The organism is Chitinophaga sp. (genome assembly GCF_017745275.1).
Classification (GTDB): Bacteria; Bacteroidota; Bacteroidia; order Chitinophagales; family Chitinophagaceae; genus Chitinophaga.
Map to the genome: position 1 here is coordinate 278250 of NZ_JAGHZS010000007.1, position 14505 is coordinate 292754.

The 14505-nt window shown below is 46.4% G+C and carries 13 protein-coding genes; 11 read left to right on the forward strand and 2 right to left on the reverse strand.

Going from position 1 to position 14505, the window contains the following annotated elements:
• The first annotated feature begins 47 nt into the window (after positions 1 to 47).
• From J7623_RS20575 to J7623_RS20585, 3 genes are all read left to right on the forward strand, one after another.
• The gene (locus J7623_RS20575) at positions 48 to 497 is read left to right on the forward strand and encodes a DUF6496 domain-containing protein (RefSeq protein ID WP_291923908.1); all 450 of its coding nucleotides are present in this window, start codon (positions 48 to 50) and stop codon (positions 495 to 497) included.
• Positions 498 to 668: 171 nt separating this feature from the next.
• On the forward strand, positions 669 to 848 hold the full coding sequence (locus J7623_RS20580; RefSeq protein ID WP_291923910.1) for a hypothetical protein: 180 nt from the start codon (positions 669 to 671) through the stop codon (positions 846 to 848).
• A 66-nt stretch (positions 849 to 914) separates the two neighbouring features.
• Positions 915 to 1796 (forward strand): mechanosensitive ion channel domain-containing protein, encoded by an 882-nt coding sequence (locus tag J7623_RS20585; protein ID WP_291923912.1) that lies wholly within the window; start codon positions 915 to 917, stop codon positions 1794 to 1796.
• On the opposite strand, the gene J7623_RS20590 is transcribed toward J7623_RS20585, so the two are convergent.
• Positions 1793 to 2923 (reverse strand): histidine decarboxylase, encoded by a 1131-nt coding sequence (locus J7623_RS20590; protein ID WP_291923914.1) that lies wholly within the window; start codon positions 2921 to 2923, stop codon positions 1793 to 1795. The genes J7623_RS20585 and J7623_RS20590 overlap by 4 nt on opposite strands.
• A gap of 166 nt (positions 2924 to 3089) precedes the next feature.
• Here J7623_RS20590 and J7623_RS20595 point away from each other — a divergent pair, with 166 nt between their 5' ends.
• A complete protein-coding gene (locus tag J7623_RS20595) occupies positions 3090 to 3554 on the forward strand; it encodes an Lrp/AsnC family transcriptional regulator (RefSeq protein WP_291923916.1) in 465 nt (154 codons plus the stop codon).
• On the opposite strand, the gene J7623_RS20600 is transcribed toward J7623_RS20595, so the two are convergent.
• Positions 3555 to 5627, reverse strand: coding sequence for a HAMP domain-containing sensor histidine kinase (locus tag J7623_RS20600; protein ID WP_291923917.1), 2073 nt, complete (start codon positions 5625 to 5627; stop codon positions 3555 to 3557).
• A 169-nt stretch (positions 5628 to 5796) separates the two neighbouring features.
• On the opposite strand from J7623_RS20600, the gene J7623_RS20605 reads away from it, so the two are divergent.
• The 7 genes from J7623_RS20605 to J7623_RS20635 all read left to right on the forward strand — a co-directional run bounded on the left by J7623_RS20605 (position 5797) and on the right by J7623_RS20635 (position 14502).
• Positions 5797 to 6075, forward strand: coding sequence for a SelT/SelW/SelH family protein (locus tag J7623_RS20605; RefSeq protein WP_291923919.1), 279 nt, complete (start codon positions 5797 to 5799; stop codon positions 6073 to 6075).
• Between the two features lie 48 nt (positions 6076 to 6123).
• A complete protein-coding gene (locus J7623_RS20610; RefSeq protein WP_291923920.1) occupies positions 6124 to 7308 on the forward strand; it encodes a hypothetical protein in 1185 nt (394 codons plus the stop codon).
• Positions 7309 to 7390: 82 nt separating this feature from the next.
• Positions 7391 to 8401 carry an outer membrane beta-barrel protein gene (locus J7623_RS20615; protein WP_291923921.1) on the forward strand — a complete coding sequence of 337 codons (1011 nt, stop codon included), beginning with the start codon at positions 7391 to 7393 and terminating at the stop codon, positions 8399 to 8401.
• Positions 8402 to 8584: 183 nt separating this feature from the next.
• Positions 8585 to 9391, forward strand: coding sequence for a hypothetical protein (locus tag J7623_RS20620; RefSeq protein ID WP_291923923.1), 807 nt, complete (start codon positions 8585 to 8587; stop codon positions 9389 to 9391).
• Positions 9392 to 9480: 89 nt separating this feature from the next.
• Entirely contained in the window at positions 9481 to 9837 is a 357-nt protein-coding gene (locus J7623_RS20625; RefSeq protein WP_291923925.1) for a hypothetical protein, read from the forward strand.
• Positions 9838 to 9884: 47 nt separating this feature from the next.
• Positions 9885 to 11282 (forward strand): TolC family protein, encoded by a 1398-nt coding sequence (locus J7623_RS20630; protein ID WP_291923927.1) that lies wholly within the window; start codon positions 9885 to 9887, stop codon positions 11280 to 11282.
• 10 nt (positions 11283 to 11292) lie between these two features.
• Complete coding sequence (locus J7623_RS20635) at positions 11293 to 14502, forward strand: efflux RND transporter permease subunit (RefSeq protein ID WP_291923929.1); 3210 nt, start codon at positions 11293 to 11295, stop codon at positions 14500 to 14502.
• Positions 14503 to 14505 lie beyond the last annotated feature (3 nt).

Here is a 14505-nt window from a genome sequence, read left to right on the forward strand (position 1 = left end):
TCACCATAATGTTATTCTTTTCCTTAACCCATCTAAATTTTTTTGTTATGGCAAAGTATTCAGATGAATCACAGCGCAAAGTCAAAAGAGCAATGCATGAAATGCACGAGGGTAAATTAAAAAGTGGAAATAGTAATAAGAAAGTTACGAATCCTAAGCAAGCTATCGCCATAGGATTATCCGAAGCAAGAGAAGAAGGAGCAAAGGTTCCTAAAAAAGCAGCTGCTAAAAAAGCAACTGCTAAAAAAGCAGCACCCAAAAAAACAGCTGCTAAAAAATCAACTACCAAAAAAGCAGCGACCAAAAAATCAACTGCAAAAAAAGCGGCTCCAAAGAAAACTGCCGCTAAAAAAACAACCACGAAAAGAACGGCTGCTAAAAAATCTACCGCGAAAAAAGCAACAGCCAAAAAGACAACTGCCAAAAAGGCGAGTACTAAAAAAGCCGCTCCAAAAAGAAAGTCAACCGCCCGTAAAAAATCAGCCGCAATGGCCTGATCCCCGTCGTTTTTATAATGACAATATATTCATAAAGACCGGTCAGTACACTGCACCGGTCTTTATTTATGGTATATACCTTGCAGCATATAAGGTATGGAAAAGCACAGCATTACTGTGATCATAAAAGGTAAGCCTTACGGTTTGGTTATCACAATCGACAGGAGCGCTTTGGAAACAGCATTTCAGGTGATCCCAGATGTCAGTGAACACGTATTGGATGAATACGAACCCCATACCGCCACTTTTACAACCGATCACAAAGACACACCGGAAGGAAGCCTGCGTACCGTGGAGTCAGAGCAAATTGCCCGTATTATCTGGGAAGAAATCCTGGATAAAATGAAATAACTCCCGCTTGCTTCATAATTTTAAAATCGTGGTTGTACCTTCGCAACAAAGCGAGCGAGTATAGCTATGATGGTAACCGATAAAACGTACAAAAACGCCAATCGAAGGGAACGGATTTTTTTCCTGGTAAAACTACTGGTGTATCTGGGCATTGTATATTTCAATCTTGAACACCCGGCCGTTTACGATAAAATTGTATGGCTATTTAAACTTACCAACGCACTTTCTTTTTTCCTGGGCGCCAACCTGGTGATTTCCCTGGCATGGCTGGTGATTTTGTCGTGGTACACCCGCCGGAACAAGAGTAAACCTATTGAAAAAGATAACTTTGTACTGGGCATTAACAGAATCACCTCGGTACTTAATACCATCTTCCTGTTGCTGGCTATTACTTTTTTCTTCGGTGTAAATCCCCTGCAGTTTGTTACCAGCATCACCATCGTGGCGGCAGCAATTGCGCTCCTGACGAAAGACTATATTACCAATATGATCAATGGGCTGATCATCATGTTTTCCGATCAGCTGTCGCTGGGCGACCAGGTGCGTATAGGAGAGTACAAAGGAAGGATCAAGGATATTACCCTCATCAATTTAGTATTATTGAACGATGATGATGACCTGGTGATTATTCCCAACACTGTTGTTTTTACCACGATAGTATTGAACCAGTCCAAACAAAACATCAAAAAACTGACCGTTGAGTTTGAACTGGATCATAAACATCCTTTTACTATCCGTGAATTGGAAGAGCGGCTAAGAGGTAGTGTGGCAGAATATTCCCGCAGTTTTACCCCGGAAAGTTTTTCCCTGAAAACCATAGAGATCAAGAAAGACTTTGTACAGTTTAAAGTACAACTGGTCATGCCATTGTCCAATAAAGAAACCGAACGCCAGATCCGGCGTGCCCTCAATACCGCCATCCTGGCGATTGCCGAAGGAAAGGACTAAACTGCAGCCATAGCAGCGGTGAGGGTGGTAATGAATTCATCCACCTGTTCCTTACTTACATTCGGCATACAAATAATATGCGAATACCCGCCTTCAGAGGCCAGTTGCCACTTACGGCGAATGCTTCCGGGTGGATCCGGAAACACTACCGTAATAGCATTGGGGTTGCGCCATGCAGGAATGCCGATATCATTCAAACGATCTACTGCATAGGCGGCTGTTGCTAAACTATGCCGGGCCCGCTCTTTTAATCCGGCGATGCCCAGGGTTTGGATAGCATACCATAGGAACAATGGACTATGGCCGTTTCTTGAACCGGTGATGGTGGTATCCATACTACCGATATACGCAACAGACCGGGCGATTCTGTCGCGGTTTGATTTTCGCGCGGTCACCACACCACAGGGAATGGGGGCGCCAATAAATTTATGCCCGCTGATAGCAATACTGTCTGCTCCATCTGCAAAGTCGAAAGCAGGCCTGGGATCCAGGAAAGCGCTGTAGCTCCCCGATAGTGCGCCGTCTGCGTGAATATAGTGATGCTTGATCGCCAGGTTTTTAAGAATACTTTTAATCCGTTTCACATCATCCCTGGCTTCTGTCATAGTGGTACCAATGTTGGCCAGCATGATTACCGGTAAGTGCCGGTTCATACGAATGGTATTTTCCAGGTCGTCGTAATCTATTTCCCCGTTGGGCAAAGTGCGGATAATAATGCCCGGCATATTCAGCAGATGCAGGTTTTTTTGTACGCTATAGTGCGTGGCTTCTGAATAATATACCATGCCTTTGGGGTATAATTCCCGGGCCAGGTATAAGCCATATAAATTGCCCTCGGAACCGCCATTGGTCACATAACCCCACCAGTCATCTTCGGGAGCACGGAACAGGTTCGCAAAGAAAGATACCACCTGCTTTTCCATCTCCCTGGTACCTACCGCGTAGGTAGAAGGTACAAAAGGATCCCCGAGGTTGTTGAGCGGGTATTGCAGAAAAGGCAGCAGGGGACTATAATCAAAATCTTTCGATACAGGATAACCCAGAAAATCTTTGGTACGGGACTGTACCTGCGTCAACAGTTCATCCAGCATCGCCATGTCTGTAGCGTTTAACCGGTACTCTTTCATAATCGTTAATTACAGGTGTATGATGCTGCTAAATTAGGGGATACTAATTGAATTTAACTTCATGTGTGTGATTAACAGAAAATATATACTAGTTTTGATTGTTTGATAGTTTTGTAGAACTGTATAAAGCAAAATAGTCACTCCTGTAAAGAAAAATATAACTACCATGGATACACTGGATAACACGGACCGTCGCATTTTGCAGGTATTGCAGCAGGATGCGCGGTTAAATACCAAGGAAATTGCACATCGTATAGGGTTGTCCGTTACGCCTACGTATGAACGGTTAAAGAAAATAGAGAAGAGCGGGGTTATAAAAAGCTATGTTACGCTGTTGCATGCAGAGCAGGTAGGGAAGGCACTCATGGCCTTTTGTAATGTGTCGCTGCGACTGCATTCACAGCCACTGATAAAGAAATTTGAAACGGCTATTGCCGGCATGGAGGAGGTAATGGAATGCTATCACGTGGCCGGCACATACGATTACCTGCTCAAAGTGGTGGTAGATGATATGCGCAGCTATCAGTACTTTTTAACCGGCAAACTGGCGGCGGTAGAGAATATCGGACAGGTACACAGCTCCTTTGTAATGACGGAAATTAAGCATACTACCGCTTTTGGATTGCTTTGATCAGCGCCTTAACACCCGGACTCCATTTACCGGGTGATCCTGTACTACCATGGTATAAGCCCGCGGATTTATTTCCGTATCCTCGGAGAGAGGAATGGTAAAGGAGAAACTGCTGCCGGTGCCAGGCATGCTGTTAAACCAGATTTGTCCCTGGTTACGCTCTACAAAGTCTTTCGATAAATGCAGCCCCAAACCGCAGCCCTTTTCATTTTGGGTACCGGTGGTGGAGTAATAAATATTAGAGAAGATGCGGTGTTGATTTTCCAGTGGGATACCGGTACCATTGTCTTTCACCGTAATTTCCGCGATGTCGTTGCCCACCTGCGCGGTAATCTGCACTTCGCCACCAGCGGGCGTGAATTTAATGGCATTGTTGATCAGGTTGCGCAATACCAGCCGGATCATATCCGGGTCTGCATATACCATGATGTTTTTATTCAACTCATGCCACAACTTCACTTCTTTTTGCCGGGCGAGGGTTTGCAGCAAATCAAATTCCCGGCTGAGTAACAGGGTAAGATCAAAATCATCCGGTTTTACGCCGATACCTTTCATTTGGTTGCTGGCCCACTGCAACATATTGTCCATCATATAGGCCGTATTTTTTACATCTCTCCACAACTCATCGGTATACATCCGGAACTGGCTGGCATCAATTTTTTCGTCTTTCAACAGGAAGAGTAATCCCTCGAGAATGGCCAGCGGAGAGCGTAGATCATGGGAGATGACAGAGAAGATTTTATCTTTTACCTGGTTCAGATTTTCCAGGGTAGTATTTTGTTCCAGGATAATACGGTTCTGCATAGATACTTCCTGGTTTTTGTTATTCAGCTCCAGGTATAATTCCTGTTGCCGTTTATACAGGCGGTATACCATCACCGTGATCAGTAGCAGTGCCAGAAACAGGGCAGCAGCGGATAATACCAGTACCCGTTGTTGCTGTATAGTGGCCAGGTGCATATGCTGTTCTTTTTTAAGCAGCACATTTTCCCGTTGCTTTTTTTCTGCCTCATATTTTTCTTCCGAGCGGGAAATCTGACGTCCCTTTTCTGCGTTGAAAAAGTCGATGTTCCGGTTGCTGTATGCTTTGTAGTCGGCGAAGGCCGCGGCATAATCTTTCCGTGCAGAATCCAGTTCATACCGGATTTTATAATAGATCAGTTCATTTTTGGCATTGCCGAGTTTGTCGTTGAGGGCTTTGGCGTTGTCGAGGTTTTTATCAGCGTTTTTTACATCCCCCAGCATGATTTGCACTTCCGCGAGGTTCAGGTTGGCTTTGACGACACCGGGTAAATTGCCGGCTTCTTTATAATAGGAAGAAGAAAGTTGGTGAAAGCGCAGCGCGTCTGTGTATCTTTCTGTCACCATCGCAATGATACCCATGTTTTCATAAGTATATGCCAGGCCACGCTGATCGTTTAATTCCAGTTTTATTTTCTCCGCCCGTTGCAGGTAGTACATAGCGGAATCGTACATTTTCAGGGCAATATAGGCACATCCGATGTTGTTGATGGTTTTTCCGATCTCCGCTTTTTCATTCCGCTTCATTTTGATCGCCAGCGATTTTTTCAGATAGGGAAGGGCATCCCGTGGACTGTTTAGTTCTGTGAAAATATTGCCAACATCATTATTTAAAACGCCCAGCATATAAGGTTCGCCGAGTACTTCCGCCAGCTTCAGGGCATTGAGGGTCAGCTGCATTTGCTGATCCAGGTGACCTTTGGTATTTTCTACGAGCGCCAGGTTGCGGAGCGCCCATATTTTCCCGGGAGTATAGTGAAGACTGTCGCTCAACAACAGGGCTTCTTCTCCGAAGCTGGCTGCCATGGAAGCGTCTTTGGTAAAATACATTCTGGAAACCTGGTTCAACAGGTTGATTCTGACAGTATCTTTTTGAGGATGAGCACGAAGCGATGACAGTAATGAATCATTGATCTGCTGCTGCGCTGCTACCGCAGGCGACAACAAGAGAAAATAAAGTGGGATTAATATACATTTATTCAAAGGACTGGCCGGCAGCATAGTGTATAGTGTTGGCAGTGACAAGTGTGGAGCGATTCGGGGGCGGTCCACCTTAATATAGGTTAAAATTAAAGATAATGTGCCACGATTCAAAGTAAGTTGGTATAAAAAGGCCAATGTATTTAGTGTTATACCGGATAAAACCAAATAGGGTTGTATCTTTCGGGAATTTTTTTATTTTTTTGTCTGCCAACGGCTACCCTTATAAACATTCATGTACATGAAACCGGTTATCACCATAGAATATTGCCCCAAATGCGGATGGTTATTGAGATCCGCCTATATGGCCCAGGAACTGCTGACCACTTTTACGGAAGAATTGGGAGGAGTGACCCTGCGTCCCAGCGAAACAGGGGGAACCTTTACCATACGGCTAAACGAAGAAATAATATTTGATCGTAAAACGGCCGGGCACTTCCCGGAGATTAAGTTTCTGAAGCAGCTGGTGCGTGACCTGGTGAGCCCGGAGAAAAGCCTGGGGCATTCCGATAAACCTTAATATAAGCGGGAGGTGATCGCTTTGCTAATTTCTTTACATTTGCAGCCTATGTATAAACACCTCCATATCATCGCTTTATTGATTTTATTGGCAACAGGCGCCCAGGCACAACAGGATAGTATTTCCCATAAAGCTTCATCACCCAAAGGCATATACGATAGTGTGGCGGTACGGAGACGTAGTTTTTTTCCAATCCCGGTGTTAGGCTACTCCCAGGAGAAGGGATTGGAAATAGGCGCCGCTATGTTATATTCTTTTTACACAGACAATATGAACCCGGATCCGGCTACCCGTAATTCGTCCATTAATCTCATTCCGGCGATCACAACGGAGCACCAATTTAAAATAGATCTTAAAACCAATATCTGGACGCGATCCAATACCTGGCATTTTAAAACCAATCTCCGCTACCAGAATTATCCGTTATACTTTTTTGGTATCGGCGATACTACGCATCATGATACCCGTTCACTGGTAGATAATATCCGTTACCGGGTGCAACTGGAAGGAGAGCGGCGCATCAGCGGCCACTTCTACGCGGGTGCTTCGGTTCAATATCAACATGATACTTATAGCAGCGGTGATGATAAAGGTGTGTATACTACCACTCCGCTCACAGATAAGTATGGCGGCTATGTCACCTTCCTGGGGCTAACCGGTATTTTCGATAACCGCGATAATCAGAATTATACCCGGTACGGCTGGTGGCTAAGGCTTAACCTGGCCTATGCACCTGCTTTCCTGAGTACACAACCGCTCTTTAAGATCGATGCGCAGGGCACACATTTTATTGCTATCTCCCGGAAAAGTACCCTTGGTTTAAATGGTATTTTTAATAGCCTGCAGGGAAAAGAACTACCTTTTTATTTATTGCCTGAAATGGGTAATGACCTGATTATGAGGGGATATTATACCGGGAGATATCGTAACCAGAACTACCTGGCGGGACAAGCAGAATATCGTTACCTCGTAGATCCCAGGATGCGTATCCATATCTGGTTTTTGGATATCAAGCCTAAGTTTGCCCTGGCAGCCTTTGCCGGTACAGGTACCGTTTTTGCCAACCGGGATTTTCATTTCGATGGGTTTAAGCCCAGCTATGGCGCCGGCATCCGTTATTTCTATGATGAAAGCGCCCGGCTCACTATTCGTATAGACTACGCCGTAGGAGAAAAACGGAATGGCGAATCCAGGCAAAAAGGATTATACCTGTCGTTGGCAGAAGCGTTTTAATGAATGGGGTGTAAGTGATGGTTATTTGGTAATAATTTGTTAACTTTCAATAGATTAATTCGTTACACCAAAACCATTGCATATGAAAAAACTACACCTGTTTGGTGCTGCTATCCTATTCACGGCCGTTGCTGTTACTACCCAGGCCCAGGACATGTCTCATTCCCACAATCCCGCTCATTCAAAATGGTATTTAAAAGTAGCCGGTGGTTATTTTTTTAGTGTATCACCGGGACAGTTTCCGAATGTTGGCCCTTATCCGCCACAGGATTTGCACACGGAATACAACCCGGCCAGGCCTAATCCGTTAGATACCATCAGTCGTAAAGTGCTCACCGGTTCCTATGGACAAGGTTTCCGTGGAGGTTTATCTGTGGGCTACAACATCAATAAATACCTGGCAGTAGAAGGAACTTTTAATTATTTCCATAGTCAGAAAAACCTGATGACCCGGCAACTCACCACTGTGGTGGGTTCTGGAAAGGAACTGGGGCATGTGGAATCCCATGGTTATGTGAATGCAGTTGACTTTGCGCCCAGCCTGGTGGTCAGTCCTGGTATGGAAAAAGTAAATCCATATGTGCGCTTCGGTGTGGTAGTGCCGTTGTGGGGTCGTTTGTACATTGAAACAGATGCCAGCCAGGTAAGCTCTCCCGGGCCGGGTTTGCAGGCGTCTACTGTTATTCACCGCAAAGAAGAAATTAAACCCAATATTACTGTTGGCTTCCAGGGCGCGCTGGGAGTATCTTTCCAGGTAGCTTCCCGGTTTGATGTTTTTGTAGAAGCGGAGTATAGAAATGTACCGGTAAGAAGTAAAGAGAAAGAAATTACCCAATACGATGAAACCACCACGGTGGTGAATGTAGCCAGTGGCACAGTGGTAGCTACCAGAAAACGTGCACTGAGTGATCTTAGCACGGCAGAAAAAAATACGGAATATCAAACTACTTTGGACAAAAATTCCAATACTCCCATCAATCAACAGGGAACAAAAGTTTTTTATAAGGATGATAACAAACCATCCAATGATCTGAAGTCTTACATTAATATTGGTGGGCTGGGTGTAAACGCCGGCCTCAAATTCCGGCTATAGATAGTATTTAATTTTAATGATATAAATTTGGGGAGATGAGAGCAGAAATATTTGCTTTCATCTCCCCAAATCTTTTACTTTTACGTAGTAAATAAAACACCAAAATCAGCATGCGTTCAAAACGCAGCATAGCCTTGAATTTAACAACGATCATTACTTACCGAATTAATTATGCCAATCCAAATGCCCGATATTTCACGTGAAGATTTTACCTGGTTAACGCAAACCTATGGAAAGGAAAACGGTTATTCCTATATAGACACCAAGGAAAGCGTAGTACACGAAATATTTAAAGACAAGATACTGATTGGTACGGCCTTTCTGAACTACGCCTCCTATGAACTTTCCTTTGGCGCACCGGGATTAAGTATCCGGAAAAGCCGTCTTGATAATTATAAACTCCATGATAAAGCCGTCCTGATTATTGATGAAATGAATGAGGAAGATGAGGAAGAGCTGATGCTTCGCTGGACGAATCTTGTACAGGAGCTGAAGGCGCTGGAAAGATTGAAAGGCATGGGAAATGCCCGGGAGCCACTGGCACAGCTTTACCTGGACATCTTTAATGAAGACGCCGCAGAAGAACAGATCAGCGGGTTGCCTGAAATAGTGCCGCCTAACGTAATGACCATTTGGGAAGAGCTGCATGCTGCCTTATCTGCTAACGGAAACGTTGTGGAGTTTGAGTGGCAGGAATTTGCGACCACTGGTATTCCAGTGCTCAATGAACTGGCGCCCTTATTAAATCTTGGTATAATACTGGAAGCGCCGGATCCGGACACCTATGCCGAAATGATAGCAGCAGAAGACTTTGCCAAGGAGATGCTGGACTTCGTAAATGAACAACTGTCGATGTACGACTTGAAAATAGCGGCTATAGGCCCTGCACTGGACGAATACCAATCTTTTGCCTGCCTGTCTATGCAGGATTATCGCCTGGCCAATGCACTTCTGAAAATGGAAGAACTATGCCTGGTTTGCTTCTTTTAGTGTTATTAAAATTTGGTTAAAATAACGACGCCATTCTTGCAATACCAGCCGGTATTGAATACCTTAGTACATACGTAATTGTATACTACATGAAATTATTAAGGCATTTTTTTTATGTACTGATCGCCGTGATGATCCTGCCAGCAGCGCAGGGGCCGGTGATGGCAGTGCAAAAAACAGCCGTTAATAGTATTCATGAAGCCAGTGCCACCGCGTTTAAAGCGGCTCTAAAAGCACCCCGTTACCACACCGCCATTACCCGGTTTAAACGCCGCCCGGTAGGTATCAACGACAGCTATGGACATGAAAAAGTTTGTCCGCCTTTATTATCAGAGATTACCGCACGTTTTATTTATGTAGATAAAATCCACGCCGGATTTTATTTTAATCCTTACCTCAGCATTCCTATATCGCTGAGAAGCTGGAGAGGCCCGCCCACCGCCTGATAACCCGTTATTTCATTTTTTTTATTTCATTCTTTTTTCAGCGATTTATGAACTCATATTCAATCGCGAAGAAGTGGTGTTGGTGGTTGCTATGTATTTTCCCCTTCACTTCTTTGTTCGCACAATCTGCAGCGGATAGCTTTTCGCTGCACCGGGCCATTGCGCTTACCCTTGCGCATTACCCGGCGCTTAAAGCCAGACAGGCCCAGGTAAACGCCGGGCAGGCCAACCTGGCAGACGTAAAACATAACTGGTACCCGGCTATAAAATTGCACGAGCAGCTGGATGCGGGTACTGATAACAGCATATACGGATCCTACTTTACGATGGGCATGATACCCTCCACATCCGGTGGTATCCGGCCGGAAAATAACAATGCCCTCATGAGCGGTAACATCGCCATGGCCGCCATGACGTGGGAAGTATACAACTTTGGCGCTTATAACAGCGAGCAGAAAGAAGCGGCACAGGCACTCAAAGTCCAGCAAACAGATCTGAATAATACCGCCAACCAGTTAACTGTATTGGTGATAGAAAACTACCTCGAATTGCTGCGGCTGCAGGCATTACAGAAAATTGCGGCAGATAATATTCAACGAAATGCAGAAATGCTGAGAGCCGTTACAGCTACGGTTTTACACGGCCTCAAACCGGGAGTGGACAGCGCCGTAGCCGCCGCCGAACTCTCAAAGGCCCGGTTGAATTTACTGGACATCAACAATAGATATAACCAGGTACGTATTCAACTATCCACTTTCACAGGCTTGGACACTACGCTCATACAACCCGATACGGTGAACAATGCCCGCCTGCTTCCTTTGCTGGGCTTGGCTACCCCGGATAGTATCGGTACACATCCAATGCTGGAATACTATAATGCTGTGTATCGTCAGCAACGTGCTGCGGAAGACGTGATCCGCAAGTCGCGACTGCCTAAAGTAAACCTGATGGCAGCAGGATGGATGCGCGGTTCCAGCGGATCGTTTAATGACCAGTATGATAAAAACCTGTGGAGTGGCATGGGGTACAGCCGCTACAACTATTTGCTGGGATTGGGAATTACCTATAATCTCACAGATCTTAAACGCACCCATGAAAAGGTAGCGGTGCAGCAGTACAAGTCGGAAGTGGCAGAACAACAGCTGGAAACCACGCGCACTACGCTCAACGGTTTATTACAGCAGGCGGAGTCAGATATTCAGGCTTCGAGAGGCAAGCTACAGGAATTGCCGGTGCAACTGGCTGCAGCCCGGGCAGCTGCGCGGCAGAAAATGGCGTTGTATAAAGGAGGACTGACCAACATCATTGATGTAACCACGGCGTTATTTGTGTTAAACCGTGCGGAAACAGACCTGGTGCAAACCCGTGATGCCGCGTGGAAAGCGCTGTTTCGTGCTGCCTATGCAGGCAACACTATCTCACAATTTTTACCTGATCTGAACTAAACGCACTACTATGTCATTTGTTTCTTCGGCACTGAAAAAGCCTATCGCGGTGGTGGTGATCACCGGCGGTCTGCTGCTTTTTTCACTGTTGTCTATATTCAGCATACCCATCGACATATTTCCGAAGCTCAACCTGCCTACTATTTATGTGATTGAGCCTTATGGGGGAATGTCGCCTCAACAGATGGAAGGTTTTTTTGCCACGCGATTGCAGGATCAGTTTCTATATGTAAATGGTGTAAAAAATATCACTACTAAAAACATACAGGGGTTAACGTTATTGAAACTCACTTTTTATGAAAATACGGATATGGCGGAAGCGGCTGCCCAGGTGGCTTTGCAGGTGAATCGTGCCATGAAGTTTTTTCCTCCCGGTGCATTGCCGCCGCAGGTAATGCGCTTCGATGCATCATCATTGCCGGTGGGAGAACTGGTGTTCAGCAGCCCGAATAAATCCCTGAAGGAAATCTATGACCTCGCAGCTACCCGTATCAGGCCTATGTTTGCTTCGGTGCCGGGCTTGTCGGCGCCGCCTCCATTTGGTGCCAATTCCCGCTCCGTAGTGGTGAATGTGGATCCGCAAAAGTTACGCGCTTTCAACTTAAGCGCGGATGAAGTGGTGGAAGCCATCGCAAAAAATAATGTGATGACTCCCTCCGGAAATATTCGGATCAATAATACCATGTTTGTGACGACGCTTAATTCGCTGGAAAAACAGGTCACCGACTTTGGGGATATTCCGATTGTTACCAACGGCAACAACAACGTGTTTATCCGCGACGTGGCCAGGGTAGCAGATGCCACGGATGTTACAGTGGATTATGCGCTGGTAAATGGCAAACGCTCGGTGTATATCCCGGTGGTAAAAACAGCGGATGCCTCTACCTGGGATGTGGTGAAGGCATTGAAGTCGAAAATACCGGAAATGCAAAGCCTGCTGCCGGATGATGTAAAAGTATCCTACGAGTTTGACCAGTCGGTGTTCGTGATCAACGCAGTGAAAAGCCTGATTACAGAAGGTGCCCTTGGTGCGCTGTTAACAGGTTTGATGGTACTGCTGTTCCTGCGCGATCTGCGCAGTTGCCTGGTAGTGGTAGTTACCATCCCGGTGGCGGTGTTATGTGCCATAATGGGATTAAAGCTTGCGGGGCAAACTATCAATATCATGACGTTGAGTGGATTGGCGCTGGCCATCGGTATCCTGGTGGACCAGGCCACGGTGACCATTGAAAATATTCACCAGCACCTGGAAATGGGGAAATCGAAACGAAAGGCCATTTACGATGCTTGTGAGGAAATTGCATTTCCGCTGGTGTTAATACTGATGTGTATCCTGGCTGTTTTTGCGCCTTCCTTTATCATGACGGGCGTGCCGCGGGCGATGTTCCTGCCATTGTCATTATCGATTGGCTTTGCAATGATCGCCTCTTTTTTTGCTGCGCAAACGCTGGTGCCGGTGATCGCTAACTGGTGGTTGAAGGCAGATAAATACCAGCACCACGCGCATGCAGTGCAGGCGCTGGATGCAGCAGAAGTGGCGGAAGTAAATGATCATTTGAAACAGGAACAACTGCACCCGGAAAAGGCCACTGGCTTTGAACGGTTTAAACTGCGCTTCATACGCATCCTGGAAGGAGGGATGAAGCGATCGCGTTTAGCCGTTACCGTATACCTGTTAGGTTCGCTGCTGCTGGCCGGTGGTTGTTATATGTGGATCGGAAAAGACCTGATGCCGCACGTGAACGCAGGTCAGTTCCAGCTTCGCCTCCGGATGCCGGACGGCACCCGTTTGGAGCGTACAGAGGAAGGGCTGCACCAGGTGTTACGGATTGTAGACAGTACTGTAAATGGGCAGGTGGCTATCAGCTCTGCTTATGTGGGACTGATCCCCAGCAGCTATGGTACCAGCAACCTGTATATTTTTAATAGTGGTACTCATGAAGCAGTATTGCAGGTAAACCTGGAGGAAAATTATAAAGTAGATATTGAAAAGCTGAAAGATGAACTCAGGAAGCGCATCACGGCCGATATTCCGGAGATGCGCCTGTCTTTTGAGCCTATAGATCTCACAGAAAAAATCATGAGCCAGGGAGCTGCTACGCCTATTGAGGTACGCGTAGCCGGTAAGGACATGAAGCAAATAGCCGGCTATGCAGCGCAGTTGGTAGGCCATCTGAAAGATGTGCCGTTTCTGCGCGATGTACAGATTGCGCAGCCTTTGCATTTCCCGGTGATCAGCATCCATATAGACAGGTTCAAACTGGCGCAGATGGGATTGAATATTTTTGAAGTGGCACGTTCAGTAACAGCGTCTACTTCGTCCAGCCGCTTCACAGAAAAGAATCAATGGCTGGATGAAAAAGTAGCTTATACCTACCAGGTGCAGGTACAGGTGCCGGAGTATAACATGACGGCCATCAACGACCTGAAAGAAATACCATTGGTAAAAGGCCAGCCACGGCCGGTTTTGGCGGACGTTGCCACGTTTACCACGACGGAAATGCCGGGAGAATTTGACCGCGCCGGTCCACGTAGGTTCGTGACCGTTAGTGCCAACATTTCCGGCAAAGATCTCGCCGCTGCTACCGCCGCGGTTCAAAAAGCAATCCGGGAAACCGGTACACCACCCAAAGGATTGATTACAGAGCTAAAAGGCGCTTCCAGCCTGTTGGTAGAAACATTAGGCAGTTTACAGAACGGGCTGATGATAGCCGTGGTCGTGATTTTTCTTTTACTCGCAGCCAATTACCAGTCGTTTAAATTATCGCTGGTGGTATTGACTACCATCCCCGCGGTAATTGCAGGAGCGTTGATGGCCCTGTTGCTGACAGGTGCCACGCTCAACCTGCAATCGTACATGGGCATGATCATGTCTACCGGGGTTTCGGTAGCTAATGCGATCCTGATTGTAACCAATGCAGAAAAGCTGAGAGGGGAGTACCACGATTCCGCTAAAGCAGCGGTAGTGAGTGCAGGCATACGCCTGCGCCCTATCCTGATGACAAGCCTCGCCATGGTGGCGGGAATGATTCCGATGGCCAGCGGCTTAGGTGAAGCCGGTGATCAGACAGCACCTTTGGGCCGTGCTGTTATCGGCGGCCTGATTGCCTCTACGTTGGCGGCTTTGCTGATATTGCCACAGGTGTATGCGCTGGTACAGCGTAAAGCTGGATATCAATCTCCTTCATTAATGCCGTCTGAACAGGACGATTTAAAATAAACT